We start from the raw sequence: 21,546 nt of genomic DNA, 5'->3' as shown, positions 1-21,546 counted from the left end.
TGTTTAGGTAACGTTGCGCAGTCATCGCTGAAACGTTGGTATTTACATTCACTGCCATGGTGATTTCTCCAATTGATTTTCCGGTGTTGCGGTTTCCGACGTCTCGGAAAACCAAGTAGTTCTCTCAAAGTTACTTTTAATAACGGCGCGAATTTCTAGAGCTTTAGAAAAAACTTCAAAAAAAAATAATTAAATTAATAAATCGAATTAAAACAAACACATAAGAAAGATATTTTTGTTCATCAAAGATCTAAGGCTCACGTTTGAAAATTATAAAAGCTCAACTATTGAGCGCTTCAAAGGTGATTTTGGGGCAAATTTAAGAAAAGAGATGTTTAATGGTCGATTAATTTTTAAACAGAACGAATTTTGACAAAGTCTGATTTCGCAGTGAATTTCAGAAAGAAAATGAGTAAAAATTTGAGAAAACAGGAACGCTAGAAAGGAAAAAGCCCCTTTTCCTTTGAGAGAACTGGGGCTGGGTGGTGGCCAGAGCCTGTGTGGAGATCATCGAGAAATGAACACATTCTGACTTACCGTTGCATCCTTACCGTAAAAATGTGAAGCAGGTGAGAGATGAGAGAGCTAAACACTCAATAGTAAGTATGCTTGCCAGTTTTCCTTGCTGTATGGTCCACGTCTGGACACGAACAGCAAGGTCAACCAATAACTATTGCAATAGTGACATTGCAGAGTTAGGCAACTGTTTCGCTTGAGCAAGTATTGAAGTACCTGCTTGTTGCAGAATTTGAGATTTCGTCATTTGCGTTGTCTCTTTCGCAAAATCGGTATCTTTGATACGGCTGTTAGACGCATCTACGTTTTCTTGTACATTCGCCAAGTTGTTAATACTGTGGCTTAGACGGTTTTGCTTCGCACCCAGATCTGAACGCTGTGAATCAACGTAAGTCAAAGCTGAGTCGATGATGCTGATTGCGTTCTGAGAACCAGCAACCGTCATTAGGTCGATGTCCTGTACCGTCGTTTGACGACCTTCACTCTTAAGACCTAGCTCAGAAGCAAGACCACCAGAGATAGACATAGAACCCTGTTGTAGATCCGGTTCTGCGACAAACACTTGTAGACGACCATCATCGGTTACCGATGCGTTGATCATGTCAGACTGACCATTGATGTAGGTCGCTAGCTCTTCGATGTCATCACCTGATTTGGTCATCAACTCAAGCTTCACTTCTTCACCAGATTTGGTCACGAACTCAAGCTTAAGGTCACGAGCGTCTGCTGGTACTTCCCAGTTTTTGTCTTTGCCGTTCTCTGAATCAAACGTTGTACCGCCCATACGGAAATCGTCAGCACGGATACTGGTCAGCGCCATGATCATCGCTTCACCAGAGTTAGAACCGATCTGGAAAGAAGCTTCGCCGAACGAGCCGTTCAGTAGTCGACGACCACCGAATGAAGTTGTTTCAGCGATACGGTTCAGCTCGTCTTGAAGTGCCATCGACTCTTCGTTCAGTGCCGTACGTTCAGCAGCCGTGTTAGTACCGTTTGAAGATTGAATTGCCAAGTCACGCATACGCTGTAGTACGTTGGTCGACTCATTCATTGCACCTTCAGCCGTTTGAGCAATCGAGATACCGTCATTAGCATTTCGCATTGCCACATCTAGGCCACGCGACTGTGCTGTTAAGCGGTTAGAGATTTGCAGACCTGCCGCATCATCTTTTGCGCTGTTGATTTTGTGGCCTGATGACAAACGCTCCATTGAAGTTGCGAGGTCATTAGACGCTTTATTCAAATAACGCTGCGCTGTCATTGCGGAAACGTTAGTACTTACATTAACTGCCATTTTGCTCTCCTTATGAGTTCGCAAGCTTTCTGCGAAGCGGCCAGCTTTACTCTCATATGGATAAGCACTGACCGTATATTACTTGCTAAACCCTAAGTTAGGGTTTAAGACCTGTATAAATCATTTCTGACTTACATAGATACAAGTTGTGTGCCAATTTTTAAATTGACGAAAAATAAAATTATTTTATTCAAAAACAACCACTTAAAAATAAGCCAATTGCCTACTCAATCTATAGATAATAACTATGTAATCTCTCTAACCTGTGTGTTGCCGCTTTTTGCCGCTTACATTGCTTACATTTAAAAACGAGTAAGAAAGCGGCAATTTTTAGAACCCTCTCGCACTTACGGCATTGCACATAAGGCATAAAGCAGGGCTCAATTCATCCGACCAAACGTTAGATGTAATTAAACAGGGTCAAATCTTTCGTTTTACCAAAGGCTTGCTGAGAAGCCTGCAGTGCACGAGAGTTCTCATTGAACTCAATGATTGCCTTTGAATAGTCCAAATCTTCAAAGTTACTTTTGGCTTTCGCCAGTGACAACTTGAAGTCCTCATGTTGCTGCTCTTGAATATCCAATGTATTTAAACGCGCACCAACATCTGTGCGAGCTTTAGTTAAATGAATAAAAGCAGCGTGAAACTCTTCAGTTGCTTGATGCAGCTGCGCTGTTGCAGATGAGTCAGAAACTGACGACTCTGCTAATGCCGCAGCATCGCGAAAGGTATCAAATATTGAAAAGCTTTCTCTTGGCTCAAGAATTATCGAATCACCCTTGGTGATCTGACCGCGTAGCTCAATGTGTAAGCCCTCGTATTTAATCCCTTCGGTTGGATCAAAATCTTTTGCCGCAACAACGCTGCCATCTTTCTCTAGTTGATAGGCGTACTTGCCGTTCTGCATATCAACAAAGGTGACTTTGTAGGTTGCAGGATCCTGAAACTCACTGTTTGTTGCACGCTCTAGAAGCAATTCAGATGCAGATTGCAGCTCATAAGTAGGCTTGTAATCACCAAATGGGTTGTCGATCTCCATGAACAGCTTGCTGCCCGGATCGTTCATTGGCATTTCAAAACTACTGGCGACGCGCATCTTGCGTTGATAGTCATCACCGCCATAAATAACGTTACCTTCATTGTCACGGAAGAAAGGCTGATTCTTCAGCTTAGTTCCGGCAAAGGTATAGTTACCAGATTCATCTTGCGAGTTCGCCATGTATAGAAAGTTGTTGGCAATCTCTTGCAGCTCACGTTGTTTTGCCAAGCGATCTTCCGGAGACAATGCACCGTTGATCATCTCCATTACTGTACGCTTCGCTTCGTCAGCAAAACCTTCAGAGTTTGAGATCAGCACTTCGTGGTGTTCCAAACGGTTTCTAACCAAAGTGATGGCATCTACATACTGCTTAAGCTGTTCAGACTGCTGTCCAATATTCTGCAAGTAGTGGGTCGCAAGTGGATCATCACTAGGCGACTGCAATTTTTTACCCGACGCCAATTGCGCTTGGTTATGATGAACCTTGTTCTCTTGACGACGCAGGTCGTTCTGAACCGACTGGTAATTATGGAAACTGGAGATACGAGTTAACATGACTTTCTCCTACTACCTTAGCGCTAAGATGGTATCGAAGGTTTCATTGGCCGCCTGCATAATGCGCGACGATGCCATATAGGCTTGCTGAAACTTCATCATGTTTGCCGCTTCTTCATCGAGGTTCACCCCAGAAATAGAAGCGATACGTTCTTGCGCTGACTGTTTTTCTAAAGTCGCGATTTCACTAAGACGGTTAGCCGTCGATGCCTTTAAACCTGTGTTGGTGTTCAGGTTATGATAAGTGTCAAGCAGCGTCGATTCACCTTCATCTAGCGACTTATTGGTCTGAATATCCTGCATTTTTCGCAGGTTGCCGTTGTCACCTTCAGATGGAACAAGGTTAGCGGTAAATTTATCGTTGGCGATCGCGCCTGGTGTCAGTTCGAAAGTCGTCCCCATTACGGTTACCGGACCAGAAGGCGGATACGGCTGAGGCTGCATTAACACGTTGCCTTTGGTATCCGTCACCGCAAATTGCTCACCACGCGGTGAGACAATCACTTCAAATTCACGAAGTTGCCCTGCGGCAAGGATCTTAAATTCCGCATCACCTTGCGCAAAAGTGGTCGAGGCTTCATAGCTCTGCGCAGCAATGTCTTTGGGATCATTGCTTTCAATCTGCATCTGCGCGGCAAAGCTGCGCGTTGGTCGCAGAAGTACCTTTTCGCCAAGCTCCGGCGGATTACGGATCTCGACACGCATGCCATCTAGGTAGAAAGCATTGCCGCTAGAGTCGGTGCTGACTTTCACCGTTTCGCCGCTCGGCTTAGTGACCACATAGTCACTGCCGTCGTATTTTAAGCCGTACTCACCGCCTTTAAGCGCGTTGGTATTATCAATGAACACAGCAACGTCAGCTTGAGATTGACCACTGGTTACTACGCGAGATTTCGCAACCAGTTCCGAGTTCACATCGGTAAATAAATTGCGGCCAACATTGCCATTGAGATCTAAACCTTGGCTTTGTAGTTCGTTGACATGATAAGAGAGCGCTGTGGCCATGCGACCTAATTCGTCCATCACCTCAGGAATATGTTCATCACGCATGTCCAACATTGAGCCAATCTTGCCGTCGATATCCGCGCTAGTGATCGGCTTAATGGCCTTGCCTTCAACAATAGCAAGGCGTCGTTGGTGAGCATCCGGTAGGCCATCAACCAATTTCAATTGGCTCGCCTCACTACCTGAAACTAAAGTATGGCCGTTACCAATGTGGACGTTGAAACCTTCCGCATTTGAGCGTGGTGTCACCGTTACTTTAGTGTAACCAGACAGCTCATTGATCAGTTTTTCATGTTGATCGCGCAGGTCATTATGAGGACCTGGAGTACGCATCATCAGGCGTTGAACATCACGAATCTCGATCGCGAGTTGGTTAACGCGCTCGATACCCATGTCTAATTTTTTGTTGGCAACATCCGATTGCTGGCGAATCGTTTCATGGAACTCATTAAGTGTTTGAGAAATGATCCCCGCTTTTTCCAGAACTACTTTACGCGCACCGATATCGTTCGGCGTATCAGACAGTGTTTTGATCGAATCAAACCACTCGTTCATATTCTCTGGAATTTTTTTAGAGGCGGTAGACGACAACATGCCCGAGAGCATATCGATGTTGCTTTGGGTGTCATTCTTATTAGCGGCATTGGTTGTCGATAGATTCAGCTCATTAACGGCAAACTGATCCCAAGAGCGGCGAACATTTTCCACGTGCACGCCCATGCCGTAGGTTTGGCCACCATATTGGCGCGGATCATTAACACCTTGAATCACAGATTGTCGGCTATAACCCTCTGTATTCGCGTTAGAAATGTTATGACCTGTGGTGTTTAACTGTCTTTGAGCAGTAAGCACACTTTGTGTACCTACATTCAACAGATCTGACGCCATAATGCCCCCAAAAAACCTAATAAAATCAGCAAAAACTGATTACCCTTACGTCTAAAAAGCAATTTGCGTGCCAAACTAATAAGTAGGGATTCAACAGAGGAAAATGGATGCGAAAAAGAATGGATGAATAGAATAAGAGCCCACCATTTGGCGAGCTCTTTGTAACGAATTAGATTAGTTCATCTGGTCGATCTTAGCTTTGACTCTTAATACCTTATCAGCGTAGTTCGGGTCCGTTGCGTAACCTGCGCTATGAATGCCTTTAATAAAGTTTTCTGAGCTGCCTTGATGCTGAAGTGCGGTTTGGTAACGTGGGTTCTCATTTAGGAATTTCACGTAGTCATTAAAGCTCTCTTCAAAGTTAGCGTAAGAACGGAATGAAGCTTGTTCTTTCACCGCAGTTTTTCCGTGGAACTCTAAGGTTTGAGTCGCTACCTTATCACCTTTCCAACTACGGTCAGCTTTGATGTTGAATAGGTTGTTACTGTTACCCAAAGAGTTCTTCACCATCTTAGAGCCCCAGCCTGTTTCCAGAGCGGCTTGAGCAAGAAGAAGTGACGAGTCAACACCCAATGCTCGCGCTGCTTTTTCGGCATATGGACTCATTGAAGCGACGAAGGATTCTGGAGAGTCGAACGAAACTGGTTGCGCCGCAACTTTTGCCACACTCTCTTGGCGATCTGCTCTATCCACTTTCTTAGAATACTTGGGACGCTCAAGTGCTGGGTCAAATCCTTCTTGGCGTACTTTTGATTCCTGTTGGTCAGAACCTTGGCCTGCGCTAAGCTGCGCAACGATCATGTCCGCTAGGCCCAGCGAACCCGATGCACTCAGTTCACTCGACATCTGATCATCAAGCATCTGACGGTAAAACTGTTCATTCTGACTATTAAGCATGTCTGACTTGAAGCTTGAGTTGGCATCACGCATCGACTTAAACAGCATAGAAGTAAAAATAGACTCAAACTGTTTTGCTGCTGCTTTAAGTGCTTCTTGCTCACTGCCCTCTTCGCCATTCACTGCTTGCTGACGAAGTCGGTCTAGACTGCCAATGTCGTGAATAAAGCCGATGTCGTTGTTATTCTTAATCATGACCCGCTCCTTAGATAATGATCAATTGGCCTTCAATCGCACCCGCTTGTTTCAGTGCTTGAAGAATTGCCATTAAGTCAGAAGGTGCCGCACCCACTTCGTTGACCGCTCGTACAAGGTCGTCCAAAGTCAGGCCAGGCTCAAACTTAAACATCTTGCCGTCACCTTCCGTGATTTCGATGTCTGAGTCTGGAACAACAACCGTTTGTCCGCCAGAGAAGCCATTTGGCTGACTCACATTTAGATTCTCTTTGATTGCTACGGTCATGCCACCATGAGTTACAGCCGCAGAGCGTAGGCGTACGTGCTTACCAACAACAATGGTGCCAGTACGAGAGTTAACAATGATCTTTGCAGAGCCTTCTGCTGGGTCGAACTCGACATTTTCAATCGCAGATAGGAAAGCAACACGTTGGCTAATCTCACGTGGTGCACGAACTCGAACTGAAGTCGCGTCTACAGCGGATGCCATCTGTGGACCAAGGAAGTTGTTTACCGCATCTGCCATGCGCTGTGCAGTGGTGAAATCAGATTCAATTAAGTTAAAGGTGATATAGTCGCCGCGACCAAATGGTGTCGGGATCTCTTGTTCTACTGTTGCACCGCTTGAAATGATACCGACGTTCGGGTTGTTACCTACAATCTTAGAGCCATCGTTACCTTGTGCGCTGAAACCACTCACCACTAGGTTACCTTGCGCGACGGCATACACTTGCCCATCAAGACCTTTCAGGAAGGTTTGCAGTAGCGTACCACCACGTAGGCTTTTTGCTGAACCGATAGAAGAGACAGTAACGTCAACAGTTTGACCTTGCTTAGAGAAAGCTGGAAGCTCAGCAGTAACAATAACTGCCGCTACATTTTTTGTTTTTGGCTTAGTGCCGGGTGGCAATTGGATGCCAAAGTTTTGCAGCATCGCGTTAAACGTTTGATCTGTAAAGGGTGTTGTCTCGCCAGTACCCGGTAAACCCGTAACCAAACCATAGCCTACCAATTGGTTACTACGAACACCTGCAACTTTTGCCACGTCTTTAATGCGAGCGGCATGAGCAGTGGTGGCAAGAAATAACATGCCGAAAAGTACAAGTGCTAGCTTTTTCATAGGAGTAACCTGTCTCTATTGCTCTGATTTAAATTAAATTTCTTCTAAATCCAGCACCGTTTGTTGATGGTCAAACAATCGGCACTGTGATTATCGCTATAGAGCTACATTAAAAAATCGTGCCAAGAATCCAGGCTCTTGCATATCTTGTTGTACGCCGGTACCAGAATATTGAATTCGAGCATTAGAAACACGGTTCGAAGCGATGGTGTTATCAAAGCCAATATCGTCTGGACGGATTGTGCCACTTAGACGAATGTACTCATCGCCAGTGTTCAGCGTCATCCATTTCTCACCACGTACTACTAAGTTACCGTTAGCCAGCACCTCGATCACTTCCACGGTAATGTAACCGCTGATGCTGTTACTTTGGTTAGCCGACGCATCACCGGCAAAGGTGTTGGTGTTGCTTAAGTCGTAAGAGAAATTGTATTTATCGATAGTCAGCTCTTGCCCGCCTACAGATAATGGCTCCATTGAAGAGTCATTCGACTTAGACATATCTGCGTTAGCTTTTTTAGTCGCACGCGTGTTCTCATCCAGTGCCACGGTAATAATGTCGCCAATACCGCGTGGTTTAGAATCATCGTACATGCTGCCAATGTGGTTCACGTTAAATAGAGAACCGGTCGCGGCTGCGTAGTGTTCCGGTTTTTGCTTAGGGTGAATTGGGGCCCAAGCAGGATCGCCCGCCACTGGGTCGGTACGACCACGTAACGTGTCCACGATACCAGAGCTCTCATCGCTCGACTTATCACCCTCTACCGCATCAACCACGGTTGTTGCGTTTTCTTGTTCTGGCGTTTCGATAGGATCTAACATGGTACAGCCAGTCATCGAAGCTAACAGGGCTAAACAAAAAATACGTTTCATGGTGATACTCTCTTAGTCAGCAGTAGGGACAATTACACGTTACTTAATCTAACGATTAAAGTTGTTGGTTAACAAAGCTCATCATCTTGTCTACTGATGAGATCACTTTTGAGTTCATTTCGTACACACGCTGAGCTTCAATCATGTTTACCAGCTCTTCGGTTACGTTTACGTTAGAAGTTTCCAACATTGATTGGCGAATGTTACCTAGGCCATCAAAACCCGGTACGCCCTCTTGCGGGTCACCACTTGCGCCCGTTGGTAGGTAAAGGTTTTGACCAACTGGCTCAAGACCACCAGGGTTTACGAAATCAGTGATCGTAATCTGACCAACGACGACGTTGTTCTGCTCACCACGAATACGTACTGAAACTTCACCATCGTTACCGACAGTAATTGAAATTGCATCTTCAGGAATAACAATTTCAGGTTGTAGCGGGTAACCCTGACCCGAAGTTACGATTGCGCCGTCACCATTCAATGTAAACTGACCATTGCGGCTATAACCTGTCTCACCATCTGGCATTTCAACTTGGAAGAAACCATCACCTTCAATCATCATGTCTAGGCTGTTGGTTGTCGTTTGTGCGTTACCGTGAGTGTGCACTTTTTGCGTTGCTACCACTTTAGAACCCGCACCCAACATCAAACCACTTGGCAGTTCTGTGTTCTGAGACGATTGGCCACCCGGTTGGTTGATGTTCTGATAGAACAGATCTTCAAATACCGCACGACTCTTTTTAAAGCCAACGGTTGATGCGTTAGCAAGGTTGTTCGAAATTGTTGAGATGTTGGTTTGTTGGGCGTCTAAACCAGTTTTACTTACCCATAATGCTGGATGCATAGTAATTTCCTTTAAATTCTATTAGCTCATACGAAGCAGTGAGTCAGACGACTTGTCCATCTCTTCTGCTGTGCTCATCATTTTGACTTGCATTTCAAATTGACGCTGTAGGTCAATCAAGCTTGTCATTTCACCGACGGCATTGACGTTACTGCCTTCGATAGCACCAGTCAGCAGCGTAACGGCTGCATCAGCTTCGTATGCCTGATCTGGGTTTTTCGAACGGAAAAGACCATTCGTATCTTTAAATAGGGTTTGATTATCTGGGCGAACCATTTTAATACGATCAACAACGGCAAGTTCTTCAGCTGGAGCGCCTTGAGGAATCACCGAAATCGTACCGTCTGTACCAATTTCAACTTTGCTTAATGGGATTGGTAGGGTAATGGGAGCGTCGTTTTCACCGAGAACAAGGTGACCACTTCCGTTTGTCAGTAGGCCATTCTGATCTATCTTGAGGTTACCGTTACGGGTTAAGCCCTCACGACCTGAATTGTCCATAACCGAAATCCAGCCATCACCTTGAATGGTTACGTCTAGATCACGACCGGTCGTTACAACGCTGCCTTGTGCAAAGTTATGGCCTGGGCGTTCTGTCATGCTGAATACACGTGTTGGCATACCTTCACCATACGCTTGCATTGAACGAGCTTGTGCTAGATCAGCACGAAAGCCAGTTGTACTTACGTTTGCGAGGTTGTTGGCACGTAACTGCAAAGCTTGCATATTTTGCTTTGCGCCGCTCATAGCTAAAAACAGTGCGCGATCCATAATTTTGCTCCAAAAAATCATTATCTAGAGCCAATAAAGCAATCACTGTGCCAACTATGAAATAGTATTTATAATCAGAGAGTTAATTCGATAAACAGGAATTACAAAGATCAAAGTGATCCTTTCTGCCAGGGGGTGGCAAGAACAAACTTTACCGCGCGGCAATTGAGGCGGCAAATAGATAGGCAAGCAACAATACCCAATTCAAACGGATTGAATTGGGTATTCGCAGATGATTCAAACCAAGAAGGTATTAACGAATCTGAAGAATATTTTGCTGTAGTTGGTTGTGAACTTCTAGAGAACGTGAGTTCGCTTGGAAGTTACGTTGAGCAGAAATCAGGTCTACTAGCTCTTGAGTCATATCGATGTTCGACTGCTCAAGTGAGCCATTGTTGATGCCACCAAATGAACCTTTGTTCGATTCACCCCAGATTTTATCACCTGAGTAGTTAGTAGAATCCCACTGAGTGCCGCCCTTCTTATCTAGGCCTTGCTCATTAGGAACACGCACTAGACCTACACGACCTAGCATTACGTTTTCACCATTTGAGTATGTACCTAGAACACTACCGTACTCATCGAAGTCAACCTTGGTTAGGAAGCCTGTTGTTGCGCCGTCTTCATCGAATTTCGTCAATTCAAACGGTGCCGCAAATTGCGTCGAAGAGTCTAGACCAAAGTTCAGCGTTTGAGTAACGTCCGCGCCATTTAGGTTCATTGGTACCGCACCCGCACCTAACGCTTCCGATACAATTGGTTGGCCATTGTTTAGGCTCGCCAGTGTGCCGTCGTTGTTAAAGCGCATAGTGTGACCCACATGACCCGTCGCGTTAGTCGCATCACCACCAGCAATGTTCAATGGCTTCTCACCTTCACTATCAGTCATAGTGTAGTAAGTCTGCCATGTATTTGGCTGGGTTTGGTCTTTTAGGTAGTAAGTGGTTAGCTTATAAGACTGACCCATAGAGTCGTAGACCGTTGAAGAGGTCGCACGGTTATAGGTATCTGCATCATCGAAGTTAAATGCAGCCGGATCTTTTAGGTCACCGTTTGCAGGCAGGTTTACACCTACTTCAATGTTTTCAGTCTGTTTTGGCTTACCAAATTCAGCTGGAATAGACAGTGGCTTCGGCGCGTAAGAAAGAACTTCACCCGAGTTTGGATCAACATCGTAACCTAGAAGAAACTCATCGTTAGAAGTAACCATGTAGTTGTCTTTGTTTAGGTGAAATGCACCATTTCGTGTTAGTTCGTTAATCTCAGGAACCATACGGTCTTTTGCCACAGCGAAAAAGCCTGTGCCACTTACACGTAAATCCATTGGGTTGTTGGTATAAATACTTGAACCTTCGTGGAACTGCTGAGCGACTTTATTTGCTTGAGCACCGCCACCTGGAGTGGTTTTGCCGTTCGTAAATAGAGAGCTTGAGTAAACATCACCAAACTCAGCACGCGACTCTTTAAAGCCAAATGTGTTTGCGTTCGCAATGTTGTTACTTGTTGTGTTCAGATCTAATTGAGCTGCGGATAGACCGCTTAAAGCTACATATGACATTCCAATATTCTCCTAATCTATCTAGCTAGCATATTCACTCTATCTAGAGCTACGCTTTGCCAACTTCTAGTACTTCAGCAAGTCGTACTGGCGATGTGAAACCAGCCAGATTGAGTAGTACGTTGCCATCACCTTTGCCAAGAAGCACACTGTTCACGTTCGCATACGTTGATACTTCGAACTCTGCGCTCTCGCCATCCAGTAAACCAGCCGCTTTCACGTTGTATTTACCAGCAGGCAATGGGTTGCCGTCTTCGTCTTTTCCGTCCCATTCAACACGTGTGTCACCTGCAGGCTTAGAGCCGACATCAAAGGTACGAACCAATTGGCCCACTTCGTTCTCAACACGGATCATTAAGTTATCCATCGCTTGAGGAAGTTTTACCATTGCCGCCATGCCGCCATCACCGGGTTTCACACCTGCCGCACCAGGAACCAACACATCACGCCCAACTAAAGAGGAAGCCTGAAGTGCTTGGTTAGATGTCATTGATGAATTCAAGCTTTCAAACTGTGTATTCATTTTGCCAATGCCATCTACGGTCGCAAATGAAGCCATTTGCGCAATCATCTGGTCATTGCTGACCGGCTTAAAAGGGTCTTGCTGAGCAAGCTGCTTGGTCAATAACGATAAGAAGTCTTCTTGTTTAAGATCTTGCTTACCTGTTGTTTCATCAGGCTTTTTGCTGTCTTGAAGATTTTTAAGCTGATCAACATAGGACAAGCCGCTTTGACCAACATTATTGATTCCGGCCATATGCTACCTCCTTATCCTTATTGACCCATCTGCAGCGTACGCAGCAGCATTTGTTTACTTGAGTCAGCAACCTGTACGTTTGTTTGGTACGCACGTGAAGCTGAAATCATGTTTGCCATCTCTTCCATAACATTAACGTTTGGCTTGTAGATGTAGCCTTCGTCGTTTGCTAATGGGTGATCAGGGTTGTATTCCGCGCTAAGCGGCTTATCGCTTTCTACGATACCTAATACTTTCACCGGCACAGTATGACCGCTATTGCGTGCCTTACTTAACTCAGCGCCGAACACAGCGTGGCGCGCCTTGTAAGTCTCATCAGCTGAGCTACTTACACTGTCCGCGTTAGCCAGGTTACTTGAGGTCGTGTTTAGACGAACAGATTCAGCACTCATCGCAGAACCAGTCACATTGAATACATTAAATAAGCTCATCTAATTATTCCCCTTTAATCGCTTTAGTTAAGTTCTTGAATTTACTTCCTAAGAAGTCTAGAGAGGCTTGATGCCTAATTTGGTTTTGCATGAACAGATTTCGTTCCAAATCCAAATCCACCGTATTGCCATCTCCTGTATCAGGTTGAGTAGGAATACGATATTTTGTTTCCCCATTCACCGTCGTTGAGGCAGAAATATGCCGACCGTCCGTGCGGCTAAGACCAATGCTTGCCCCAGAACTTGCCGCTTGCAGTGATTTCTTAAAGTCTAGCCCTTTTGCTTTATAGCCAGGCGTGTTTGCTTGCGCGATATTGGTGGAAAGCACCTCAGCGTTGCGCTCACGTACACCAACTGTGTGCTGGTGAATGCCTAATGCGTTGTCAAAAGAAATAGCCATGTAAACCTCAACTCAAGAACTGACTGTTATGAAATAACCAAAGCAATATGTATACCAACTTTTAAAGCCAATAGAACAATGAATGCTTTTTATCGGTCACTCGCTGTTAAACTTGCAATATACAAGCCAAGAATAGAGTAAATTGGAATGTCACTCTGATTTAAAGATATACCGAGAGCGACAAAAAAAGAAAACCCAGCACAATGGCTGGGTTTGATAAGAAAAACTGGAGTGTCTTAACGGTTGTTATGGCTTGAGTTTGTAAATGATACCTGGATTACAGCGCACCATCTCAAAACGGTCAGTCAGCCCCGTCAAAGACTCAGACGCACCTAACAGTAAGTAACCACCTGGGTTAAGGCTGTTAGCCATCTGGTTCAACACTTTAGACTTCATATCTGGCGAGAAGTAAATCAGTACGTTACGGCAGAAGATAATGTCGAATTTACCTAACAGCGCGTAGCTGTCCATCAGGTTTTGCGGACGGAAGTTAACCATACGCTTTACATTATCTTTTACTTTCATACGACCATCACCCGCATCTTCAAAGAAAGTACGGCGACGTTCAGGCGATAGGCCACGACCTAGCGCTAGATTGTCATACACACCAGCACGACACATATCGAGCATACTCGCAGAGATGTCCGTTGCTGTGATCGAAACATTTGGCAGCATACCCGGCTTGCGTGCTTGAGTTTCAAGCACAGTCATTGCCATAGAGTATGGTTCTTGGCCAGAAGAGCTTGCCGCAGACCAAATCTTAATTGGACGCTTGTTTGCCGCTATTTCCGGAAGAAGTTTATCCGCTAGCACGGCAAACGGGTAAGTATCTCGGAACCAAAGTGTCTCGTTGGTCGTCATGGCATCTACTGCCGCCACGCGCAACTCGCGGTTTCTACCCGTTACAACATCTCTCAATAAATCCGACAGTGATGCCAGTTTAAATTTTGCAACTAAAGGACTAAGGCGACTGCGTACAAGATATTGCTTGCTATCACCGAGTACAATGCCACATTGAGATTCCAAAAAGCGGCTAAAATCACGATACTCTTGATCACTAATTGTTATAGCAGTCATTAATGTCTCTTTTCTATTTAGTTAATGCGGACTTAACCGCTGAACCAAGCTCATCTGGGTTGAATTTAGCGATGAATGAGTTAGCACCCACACGCTCAACCATAGCTTGGTTAAATACGCCACTCAAAGATGAGTGTAAAATTACATATAAGTCTTTTAGTTCTGCATGACGGCGGATTTCTGCAGTCAATGTATAACCATCCATCTCTGGCATCTCGATATCTGAGATAACGAGAGAGATCTGGTCGTAAATACTGCCTTCTGCCGACATTTGAATCAGCTTCTCGTAAGCTTCTTTGCCGTCTTTAACTGCAATAACTTCGAAGCCGATTGATTCAATAGCGCGCTGAACTTGTTTACGAGCAACGGTTGAGTCATCTGCAATCAGAATGCGTCGAACTAACGGTTTCTCTTGTTCAACTTCAGCGATCTCTTCAGCGATTTTGCTGTCCATTGTTTCATCAACAGGAGAGATCTCTGCAAGAATTTTTTCTACATCGAGAATTTCAACGAGTTCATTATCGATGTTTGTCACTGCCGTCAGGTAGTTCGCTTTACCCGCGCCATCAGGTGGCGGCAAGATAGATTCCCAGTGCATGTTGATAATACGCTCAACAGAACTCACCAGGAAGCCTTGAATAGTACGGTTAAACTCAGAAATTACAACAAAACACTTTTCTACGTCTGTTGTTGGGCGACCGCCAATAGCAAGGCTTAAGTCGATAACCGAGATGGTTTGACCACGAATGTGCGCAACACCCTTAACCAGCGGGTTTAAGTTCGGCATAGAAGTCAGCTTAGGACACTGTAGTACTTCTTTAACCTTAAATACGTTAATACCATAGCGCTGACGCCCCATTAGGCGAAAGGTTAGTAATTCTAATCGGTTTTGACCGACGAGTTGCGTACGCTGATTCACTGAATCCAGAATACCCGTCATGAGCGCATCTCCATATCAAACTTTTTTGATTAAAAAGTGTTAATCTACTACAGGCTACGAACCATCAGAGAAACAGAATGACGTATCATAACTCAAATCTGCAACCATTTTCCATAACAACATGTAGAGCTTTTTTTAAAATTGTCGCTAAGTTTATCGGCATTATATCAATATTGTTTAGTTTTTTTGCACAAGGTGCGACATCAGAACAAATTGAGGCGATTCAAACCGCGGCTGAGCAACATATTCTCGACACGGTTGAGCAGCCAATGGGTGGTGAACTCTTGGTTCAATCTGCCAATGTAGACTCAAGGATCAAGGCAACAGATTGCCCTATACCCTTAGAAACAAGTGCCTCTACCGCCACTAATACTCGCAGTAGCATTACCGTGCTAGTGCAATGCGTTCCTGATGAATGGCGTGTATACGTCCCAGTTCGACTCTCTATATCTGCACCTCTGGTCACTGCAACACGAACCATCGCGCGAGGCGAGATAATCGGTCAATATGATGTCACGACCGCCATGATTTCACTTAACAAATTTCGCCGACAAGGTTACACCCTTCCTGAACAAGTCATCGGAGCCAAAGTAAAAAAGAACCTGCGCCCTGGTGATGTTATTGAGAGAGGTGATATTTGCGTCGTTTGTCGTAATGAGAAGGTTATCATACAAGCTGTTAAAGGTGGCATGACCATTACCACAAAAGGCACTGCCTTAACGGACGGTTCAACTGGTGACCAAGTAAGAGTGAAAAATGATAAATCACAGCGTATAATTGAGGGAATCGTTACTGATATGTCGGAAGTGACTGTTCATTTTTAGAAAATGAGCTGTCAGCACTCTTAATTAATAGATAGCAACATAATTCGACATAAGAGATTTGCTTCTTTGTTAACATGTTATCCTGCCAAAATGGTACTCTGTTAGCGATTTCAACAATCGAGTTAAAAATCTCTAAAGTAATTGAACCAACGGTCGATAGTGACAGTACAGGTTCCCATATTCGTAGATAAAGGCTCAACTATGGCAGGCATTGATAATATTCGTTCAGGCCAAACCCTAACGACAACTAACCGCTCTACAGCGCGCACTGATACCAGCAGTTCGCAAGCGTCGAGCTCTGAAGTATCGGCAAAGCCCGCAAGTAAAGATGCGGTATCACTAAGCCAACAAAGCAAGGCGATTGGTCAAATGCACCAAGACATGGCCGCACAACCAAGTTTTGACCAAGTTAAAGTCGCAGCAATTAAAGAAGCTATCGCAAACGGCTCATACACTGTCGATCCAGAGAAACTGGCTGACAACATGATCAAATTCGAAAACGAGCTTAAAGGCCTATAAGTTCGTTTATCGTTCAACTGACTATAAGCTCGATTAGGTTTTTGTATGGCGGCACTCGCAGATTTAGTTAATTTTCAACTTCAAAGCGCCCAAGCTCTCTCTGAACTGCTGAGTTCGGAAAAGAGTGCCATTACCAGTAGAAAATCGAGTGAAATTGAACGTATCGCTAAAGAAAAAGTTGTTCTGGTTGAACAATTAAAAAGCACCGATCAGAGAATAGCAGCTCACACCAATGTGGCAGAGCTAAACGAAAAGCCAGAGCTTATCGATCTGGTTGCTAAAATTCGCTCTATTATTCACGACTGCCAACAAGCAAATCTTGTTAACGGTGAAGCACTCAACCGTGCACACCTCAGCTTCAACAAGCTCAGCAATATGATGCAGCAAAGCCACGGAAAAATAGGCATGACATACAATGCCGGTGGACAAACGCATACCATCTCTACGTTAGGAACCAACGTAAAAGCATAGCCCTATTCTTCCACACGACTACTCGCTCTTGTTGTAAAAGAACAAATGCTGTAAAAACACAAATGTTGTAAATCGCGAACATAAAAAAGCGGCAAGTATCCAATACTTGCCGCTTTTTGCATCACTATTAGTGTTTTTATCTGCCGCTTGCCATCTGGAAAGCCAGCAGCAGAGTGACTATCAGTCAAACACCATTAGAAAAGTGTCTGTTGTCTCTTCTCTGGCACGGCTTGAACTTCACCGTAATCACGCAGTTTGTCCATCTTCTTGATATCAAGCTGCAATTCGGTCACGTAACTGTCACCCACTGGGTAACTGCGCACCACTTCTGCGCCGCGAATCACACCATCAACAGCACCTGAAGTCAGCTCTGTTCCTAGGCGTTGATCTTCCAATTCTGCACGACCGCTCACACGCATACCGTAAACTTGTTCAGCCAGTTCACGGTAAGCATCAATCTTTGAAGCACGCATTGCTCGAATGCGTTTCTCTTCGTCATTACGCCCTTTTTGCTCACTAATACTTGCGTAGCCAACCGCCACCAAGAAATCGTCAGGTCGCATGGTTTGCAAGGGCTGACAGCCAACAAGTAGCAGTGCTGCAATTAAAAATATCACCTTCTTCATGACAGGCTCCTATGGACGAAGAATAACCGTGTACGGCTGCTTAATGGTTGGGTCTGAACGAATGATCACGCCATCTTGAGTACGGATACTATTCAATGTGTCTAAGTCACGACCAATACGGTCAGCTGGCAAGAAGCCTTGCGCTGTTGCTACAACGATACGCGTTTGCATGCCTACGACACGAGCGTTTACCAACACACCACCTTCTTGTCTAAGCATAGTGCCAGTCAGAACATATTGTACGTCCTGCTCTTGAGCAAGATCTTTCCAATCTCGACTCAGAGCAAAATCGCCCTGCTGTGTCACTTGAATCGAGCCTGTTGTCTTAAAGTCGACGACTTTGAAGCCACGACGCTGAAACTGGTGGATAAAGCCTTCAGATACTGAATTACCCAACCAGTTGGTCGAATCCATATGTTGCAAGTCTACAAACGACGTTACGGCAATGGGTGTACGAGCCGATACGCTGGTGTTAGACAGAATCAGATCTTCGGTCATACTTTCAACAAAGAAGTCCATTGTATGACGTGGGCTATCCATTAACATAAACTGACTGCCTGCATACTCAGACTTACCGTTATAGATAGGTGAATAAGCACATGATGTAATTAGCATTACACTGATTACTACAAGCCATTTTTTCATTGTGTTATCTCCAGATGTTTTAGTACCAGACTGTGCAACCGATTCTCACCATTCTTTCCTTCAATGGATTACAATGTTGGAACAGTCCTTGCTTTTGATTAATTGTTCACATTAATAAAAGCGGCACTCAAATCAGCAATTTGCTTCTGATAATTTGTTAAGCAATATTTATACCCAACTGGTAACGAATAGATGAAAAAAATATTTTCCACACTATTTTCAATAGGTTCACTGCTCACTATGACCTTTAATGCTCATGCATCTTGGTTTGAGGTTACCGGTACTGCAGCAATTGTCGCGTCTGAAGATGCGGCAAGAGTTCATGCGCTTGAAGATGCCCTATACAAGGCTATGCAGTTTTCAGGGGGGGATATTGGCAGTATCGCGAACCTAACGCCTTACCTGCAGGCAGAACAAAAAGAGTACCAATTCACTAACCACGAAGTGAGATACATCCTCGTCGATAAAGAGAGAAAGCGCAGCGGCAACATTATGATTACCGCTCGTATTGATATTTACCCTTCGGCAAATGGTTGCCATGAGAGCCAGTATAAAAAGACCTTCTTGGTCGGCAATGTAGATCTTGCTTCACCTCAACAAGCCGTAATGGGACGTGTCTACAACATTGGTGATGACTTTAGCCACGTGATCAACCGACAACTTTCGCAAGAGTCACGCAGCTTCGTTTCGGTTGGCACAACCGATTATGAGATTGACCGACGTCAGCCTGAGACGCTGAAAATGATCGCGCAAGATCACGGCGCGCAATACGTCATTGGCGGTACGATTACTGATTTGACCGCGACCATCGAATCTAAGTTATTGAAAGATGATGTCATTAACCGCCAATTTGCTTTAGAGATGCAAGTCTATGACGGCAAAACTGGCCATCAAGTTTACAATCGTAGCTACCGCGAAGTGGCAAAATGGCCGTTTCCAAAAACCAGTGAAGTGGATACCAAGAGTGCACGCTTTTGGGCATCTACCTATGGCAGTATGATGCTACGAGTAAGCCGCAATATCATGCTCGATTTAGAATCCGAAGTGTCTTGCAAAATCACACTACCTGAAGTGGCAGCCGTGTTTGGCAATACTGTGACAATGGACTTAGGTCGACTGCATGGCGTTCAACAGGGTGACAAACTTCAGCTATGGCACACAGGCTCATTTATTGACCAAAATGGTTTGCCTCGCAACAAAGTGTCAAAAAGCGACATCACCCTTACCGTGACTCGTGTTTACGAGAATGAAGCGGAATTAACCATTGAACAACCAAACTTAGCCGGCAGCATCCAAATTGGCGATGTGATGCAAAAGATCATGTAACCCATTAAGATATATAACAAAGCCCTGAACAAAAATTCAGGGCTTTATTTTTTCCGGCCATTTGGTTTCTGTTTTTCTGATATTTGGCGTAATCTTACTAATAACATAACCATCAATTAGTAAGCTATGAGTGAGAATAACCTGATTGGAGCCACCGGTTACCGCTTCATTTCAAAAGGCAAAACTGCATACAAAATCCATATCCACACGCCTGACGATACTGTTTTGCATCGGTCGGTTGGGTTCGTGCGTCTTGGAGAAGAGAAGGCTCTCAAGAAAACCATTAAGCTCCGCGATGAACTCGGTAAACAACTTTGGGGGAAATTCTGGGGCAAAGTGCTCAAAGACCCGTACCTCATGACTAGGTTGCCACACAGTCTAGAGCCGAAAATCGTCTTCAAGCCTAATCCGACTCAGAGCGATCCTGAGCATCGCGACGAGTGTTATATCGCTAAATGGCGAGTGTTTGCCGAAAACGGTGAGTACAAGTATCGAACTAAGGTGTGCTCCATCAGAAAGCATGGCAGGCTTGCTGCATACAGCCAAACCAAACGCGCACTGCTGGAGGCGCATAAAGATGTGATTGATCTACTGGTATTTATGGGGCGCCTTAACAGCATTGACCTCAAGTAATCATGAGTTTTTATCGCCAACTCGGCTTCTCCACACCTTGACGTTTTCGATCGACAAAAAAACAGCGACCGAAGTCGCTGTTTAATGATGGATATAAAGTCACTAAGACACTTGGCACAACTCCGCCAGAGCCGATAGACGTCGCTGAGACTCTTTCACATACGGATTCGACTCATCCCAAGCGTAACCGGCTAAGATTGAACAAACCATCTGCTTAATTTTTGGATTTGGTTTCTCATAGAAAATCACATCTTGCAGTGAGCCAGAATACCACCCCTCTACATAAGTGCGGAATGTATCCACCCCTTTCATTAAAGGCTGTGCATATTCTTTTTCCCAATCCACCGCTTCGCCATTCACATGTCTGGCAACGCAATCTACCGCATACTCGGCAGACTTCATCGCAATGGTAACGCCAGAAGAGAATACTGGATCTAAGAACTCACCAGCATTACCTAACAGAGCGTACCTATCGGTCGCTAAATGTTTCACGTTAGCCGAGTAACCGCCAATTTCACCTGCAGGATTCGAATACTCTGCTTGGCTTAGAATACTCTCCAAACCTGGCTCTTCACTGGCTACCTGCTTGAGCAATGCAATCTTATCTTCAGGGTAGTTTTCAAAGAAACTTGGTTCGCCCACCACGCCAAATGAGGAGATGCCGTTGCTAAACGGGATCAACCAATACCAAACGTCTGGGTTGGTCGGATGGACAGAAATAAGAATTTTATTCCTATCATACTCTAAGCCATGTTGCGCCGATTCAATGTTATCTTGGATATGGGTAAATACCGCCTTGCGAGGAGGCAAACAAGATGGCTCCTCAAGGTTTAGCATTTTAGGCAGAACACGACCAAAACCACTGCCGTCCAACACATAATCAGCCTCAATCTGGTACGGTTCATCCCCTTCCGGTTGAATATCCAAAATTGCGTACTGGTCCGTAAAACGAATATCGATTAGCTCGTGCTGGTAATCGATAGGCACGCCTTGCTTTTGCGCTTCATCTGCAAGCACTTTGTCAAAAGTACCTCGCTGAACTTGAAAGGTGGTTCCAGGGCCTTTAGAGAACTTGTCTTGAAAATCGAAAGCGGTGTACACCCCACGCTTTCTAAACGCGGCTCCATCTTTGTATTGAAACTGAGCGGATATCACGGCTTCCGTCATACCAGCTTGTTCAATCACTTCCATACAAGCTGGCAGCAAACTTTCGCCAATCGAAAATCGAGGGAAAACGCTCTTCTCAATCACACGAACGTCTACCCCTTTTTTATGTAGCAAAGCAGCGGCAATAGAGCCTGATGGCCCTGCACCGATAACCACAACTTGAGTCTTTATTTTTCTCATGACTGTCATCACC

Annotated in this window: 22 protein-coding genes; 5 read left to right on the top strand and 17 right to left on the bottom strand. The window is 44.9% G+C overall.

From position 1 onward, the window contains the following. Positions 1–670: 670 nt before the first annotated feature. The 14 genes from L1D60_RS22565 to L1D60_RS22500 form a co-directional block, all read right to left on the bottom strand. Positions 671–1,810, bottom strand: coding sequence for a flagellin (locus tag L1D60_RS22565; protein ID WP_239843067.1), 1,140 nt, complete (start codon positions 1,808–1,810; stop codon positions 671–673). A gap of 400 nt (positions 1,811–2,210) precedes the next feature. Further along, positions 2,211–3,404, bottom strand: a complete 1,194-nt coding sequence (gene flgL / locus L1D60_RS22560; RefSeq protein WP_239843066.1) for a flagellar hook-associated protein FlgL — start codon at positions 3,402–3,404, stop codon at positions 2,211–2,213. A gap of 12 nt (positions 3,405–3,416) precedes the next feature. Continuing rightward, positions 3,417–5,297, bottom strand: a complete 1,881-nt coding sequence (gene flgK, locus L1D60_RS22555) for a flagellar hook-associated protein FlgK (RefSeq protein ID WP_239843065.1) — start codon at positions 5,295–5,297, stop codon at positions 3,417–3,419. A 174-nt stretch (positions 5,298–5,471) separates the two neighbouring features. Then, positions 5,472–6,389 (bottom strand): flagellar assembly peptidoglycan hydrolase FlgJ, encoded by a 918-nt coding sequence (flgJ, locus tag L1D60_RS22550; protein WP_239843064.1) that lies wholly within the window; start codon positions 6,387–6,389, stop codon positions 5,472–5,474. A gap of 10 nt (positions 6,390–6,399) precedes the next feature. Beyond that, the gene (locus L1D60_RS22545; RefSeq protein WP_239843063.1) at positions 6,400–7,491 is read right to left on the bottom strand and encodes a flagellar basal body P-ring protein FlgI; all 1,092 of its coding nucleotides are present in this window, start codon (positions 7,489–7,491) and stop codon (positions 6,400–6,402) included. Positions 7,492–7,587: 96 nt separating this feature from the next. After that, positions 7,588–8,364 (bottom strand): flagellar basal body L-ring protein FlgH, encoded by a 777-nt coding sequence (flgH, locus tag L1D60_RS22540; protein WP_239843061.1) that lies wholly within the window; start codon positions 8,362–8,364, stop codon positions 7,588–7,590. Between the two features lie 55 nt (positions 8,365–8,419). Continuing rightward, a complete protein-coding gene (flgG, locus tag L1D60_RS22535) occupies positions 8,420–9,208 on the bottom strand; it encodes a flagellar basal-body rod protein FlgG (protein WP_032550127.1) in 789 nt (262 codons plus the stop codon). A gap of 21 nt (positions 9,209–9,229) precedes the next feature. Next, entirely contained in the window at positions 9,230–9,979 is a 750-nt protein-coding gene (gene flgF / locus L1D60_RS22530; RefSeq protein ID WP_239843060.1) for a flagellar basal-body rod protein FlgF, read from the bottom strand. A gap of 253 nt (positions 9,980–10,232) precedes the next feature. Then, positions 10,233–11,537, bottom strand: a complete 1,305-nt coding sequence (gene flgE / locus L1D60_RS22525) for a flagellar hook protein FlgE (RefSeq protein ID WP_239843059.1) — start codon at positions 11,535–11,537, stop codon at positions 10,233–10,235. Positions 11,538–11,586: 49 nt separating this feature from the next. Beyond that, positions 11,587–12,294, bottom strand: coding sequence for a flagellar hook assembly protein FlgD (gene flgD, locus L1D60_RS22520; protein WP_032550124.1), 708 nt, complete (start codon positions 12,292–12,294; stop codon positions 11,587–11,589). 17 nt (positions 12,295–12,311) lie between these two features. Continuing rightward, a complete protein-coding gene (flgC, locus tag L1D60_RS22515; RefSeq protein ID WP_032550123.1) occupies positions 12,312–12,725 on the bottom strand; it encodes a flagellar basal body rod protein FlgC in 414 nt (137 codons plus the stop codon). A gap of 4 nt (positions 12,726–12,729) precedes the next feature. Next, a complete protein-coding gene (flgB, locus tag L1D60_RS22510) occupies positions 12,730–13,125 on the bottom strand; it encodes a flagellar basal body rod protein FlgB (protein ID WP_004736175.1) in 396 nt (131 codons plus the stop codon). A gap of 246 nt (positions 13,126–13,371) precedes the next feature. Continuing rightward, a complete protein-coding gene (locus tag L1D60_RS22505; RefSeq protein ID WP_239843058.1) occupies positions 13,372–14,202 on the bottom strand; it encodes a protein-glutamate O-methyltransferase in 831 nt (276 codons plus the stop codon). Positions 14,203–14,215: 13 nt separating this feature from the next. Beyond that, complete coding sequence (locus L1D60_RS22500) at positions 14,216–15,142, bottom strand: chemotaxis protein CheV (protein ID WP_239843057.1); 927 nt, start codon at positions 15,140–15,142, stop codon at positions 14,216–14,218. A 77-nt stretch (positions 15,143–15,219) separates the two neighbouring features. Between L1D60_RS22500 and flgA the strand changes: the two genes are divergently transcribed. From flgA to flgN, 3 genes are all read left to right on the top strand, one after another. Beyond that, positions 15,220–15,966 carry a flagellar basal body P-ring formation chaperone FlgA gene (flgA, locus tag L1D60_RS22495; RefSeq protein WP_239843056.1) on the top strand — a complete coding sequence of 249 codons (747 nt, stop codon included), beginning with the start codon at positions 15,220–15,222 and terminating at the stop codon, positions 15,964–15,966. A 201-nt stretch (positions 15,967–16,167) separates the two neighbouring features. Further along, the gene (gene flgM / locus L1D60_RS22490) at positions 16,168–16,485 is read left to right on the top strand and encodes a flagellar biosynthesis anti-sigma factor FlgM (RefSeq protein WP_032550119.1); all 318 of its coding nucleotides are present in this window, start codon (positions 16,168–16,170) and stop codon (positions 16,483–16,485) included. 45 nt (positions 16,486–16,530) lie between these two features. Beyond that, a complete protein-coding gene (gene flgN, locus L1D60_RS22485) occupies positions 16,531–16,956 on the top strand; it encodes a flagellar export chaperone FlgN (RefSeq protein WP_239843055.1) in 426 nt (141 codons plus the stop codon). 194 nt (positions 16,957–17,150) lie between these two features. On the opposite strand, the gene flgP is transcribed toward flgN, so the two are convergent. Both flgP and L1D60_RS22475 read right to left on the bottom strand, forming a co-directional pair. Next, positions 17,151–17,582, bottom strand: a complete 432-nt coding sequence (gene flgP, locus L1D60_RS22480; RefSeq protein ID WP_032550116.1) for a flagellar assembly lipoprotein FlgP — start codon at positions 17,580–17,582, stop codon at positions 17,151–17,153. Positions 17,583–17,591: 9 nt separating this feature from the next. After that, the gene (locus L1D60_RS22475; RefSeq protein ID WP_239843054.1) at positions 17,592–18,227 is read right to left on the bottom strand and encodes a FlgO family outer membrane protein; all 636 of its coding nucleotides are present in this window, start codon (positions 18,225–18,227) and stop codon (positions 17,592–17,594) included. A gap of 192 nt (positions 18,228–18,419) precedes the next feature. On the opposite strand from L1D60_RS22475, the gene L1D60_RS22470 reads away from it, so the two are divergent. Next, entirely contained in the window at positions 18,420–19,553 is a 1,134-nt protein-coding gene (locus L1D60_RS22470) for a flagellar assembly protein FlgT (RefSeq protein ID WP_239843053.1), read from the top strand. A gap of 126 nt (positions 19,554–19,679) precedes the next feature. Next, positions 19,680–20,186, top strand: coding sequence for a hypothetical protein (locus tag L1D60_RS22465; protein ID WP_032550110.1), 507 nt, complete (start codon positions 19,680–19,682; stop codon positions 20,184–20,186). Between the two features lie 102 nt (positions 20,187–20,288). Here the strand turns inward: L1D60_RS22465 and L1D60_RS22460 are convergent, their stop codons facing one another. Continuing rightward, a complete protein-coding gene (locus L1D60_RS22460; RefSeq protein ID WP_239843052.1) occupies positions 20,289–21,533 on the bottom strand; it encodes an NAD(P)/FAD-dependent oxidoreductase in 1,245 nt (414 codons plus the stop codon). Positions 21,534–21,546 lie beyond the last annotated feature (13 nt).

Origin of the sequence: Vibrio sp. Isolate30 (assembly GCF_022397975.1) — a bacterium.
GTDB classification, from domain to species: Bacteria; Pseudomonadota; Gammaproteobacteria; order Enterobacterales; family Vibrionaceae; genus Vibrio; species Vibrio fortis.
This window is presented reverse-complemented; position numbering and strand designations above follow the sequence as displayed.

Bases quoted from the DNA above. Each gene is read 5' to 3' on its own strand.
- L1D60_RS22565 (WP_239843067.1), bottom strand. From the start codon at position 1,810: ATGGCAGTTAATGTAAGTACTAACGTTTCCGCAATGACAGCGCAGCGT.
- flgL (WP_239843066.1), bottom strand. From the start codon at position 3,404: ATGTTAACTCGTATCTCCAGTTTCCATAATTACCAGTCGGTTCAGAAC.
- flgK (WP_239843065.1), bottom strand. From the start codon at position 5,297: ATGGCGTCAGATCTGTTGAATGTAGGTACACAAAGTGTGCTTACTGCT.
- flgJ (WP_239843064.1), bottom strand. From the start codon at position 6,389: ATGATTAAGAATAACAACGACATCGGCTTTATTCACGACATTGGCAGT.
- L1D60_RS22545 (WP_239843063.1), bottom strand. From the start codon at position 7,491: ATGAAAAAGCTAGCACTTGTACTTTTCGGCATGTTATTTCTTGCCACC.
- flgH (WP_239843061.1), bottom strand. From the start codon at position 8,364: ATGAAACGTATTTTTTGTTTAGCCCTGTTAGCTTCGATGACTGGCTGT.
- flgG (WP_032550127.1), bottom strand. From the start codon at position 9,208: ATGCATCCAGCATTATGGGTAAGTAAAACTGGTTTAGACGCCCAACAA.
- flgF (WP_239843060.1), bottom strand. From the start codon at position 9,979: ATGGATCGCGCACTGTTTTTAGCTATGAGCGGCGCAAAGCAAAATATG.
- flgE (WP_239843059.1), bottom strand. From the start codon at position 11,537: ATGTCATATGTAGCTTTAAGCGGTCTATCCGCAGCTCAATTAGATCTG.
- flgD (WP_032550124.1), bottom strand. From the start codon at position 12,294: ATGGCCGGAATCAATAATGTTGGTCAAAGCGGCTTGTCCTATGTTGAT.
- flgC (WP_032550123.1), bottom strand. From the start codon at position 12,725: ATGAGCTTATTTAATGTATTCAATGTGACTGGTTCTGCGATGAGTGCT.
- flgB (WP_004736175.1), bottom strand. From the start codon at position 13,125: ATGGCTATTTCTTTTGACAACGCATTAGGCATTCACCAGCACACAGTT.
- L1D60_RS22505 (WP_239843058.1), bottom strand. From the start codon at position 14,202: ATGACTGCTATAACAATTAGTGATCAAGAGTATCGTGATTTTAGCCGC.
- L1D60_RS22500 (WP_239843057.1), bottom strand. From the start codon at position 15,142: ATGACGGGTATTCTGGATTCAGTGAATCAGCGTACGCAACTCGTCGGT.
- flgA (WP_239843056.1), top strand. From the start codon at position 15,220: ATGACGTATCATAACTCAAATCTGCAACCATTTTCCATAACAACATGT.
- flgM (WP_032550119.1), top strand. From the start codon at position 16,168: ATGGCAGGCATTGATAATATTCGTTCAGGCCAAACCCTAACGACAACT.
- flgN (WP_239843055.1), top strand. From the start codon at position 16,531: ATGGCGGCACTCGCAGATTTAGTTAATTTTCAACTTCAAAGCGCCCAA.
- flgP (WP_032550116.1), bottom strand. From the start codon at position 17,582: ATGAAGAAGGTGATATTTTTAATTGCAGCACTGCTACTTGTTGGCTGT.
- L1D60_RS22475 (WP_239843054.1), bottom strand. From the start codon at position 18,227: ATGAAAAAATGGCTTGTAGTAATCAGTGTAATGCTAATTACATCATGT.
- L1D60_RS22470 (WP_239843053.1), top strand. From the start codon at position 18,420: ATGAAAAAAATATTTTCCACACTATTTTCAATAGGTTCACTGCTCACT.
- L1D60_RS22465 (WP_032550110.1), top strand. From the start codon at position 19,680: ATGAGTGAGAATAACCTGATTGGAGCCACCGGTTACCGCTTCATTTCA.
- L1D60_RS22460 (WP_239843052.1), bottom strand. From the start codon at position 21,533: ATGAGAAAAATAAAGACTCAAGTTGTGGTTATCGGTGCAGGGCCATCA.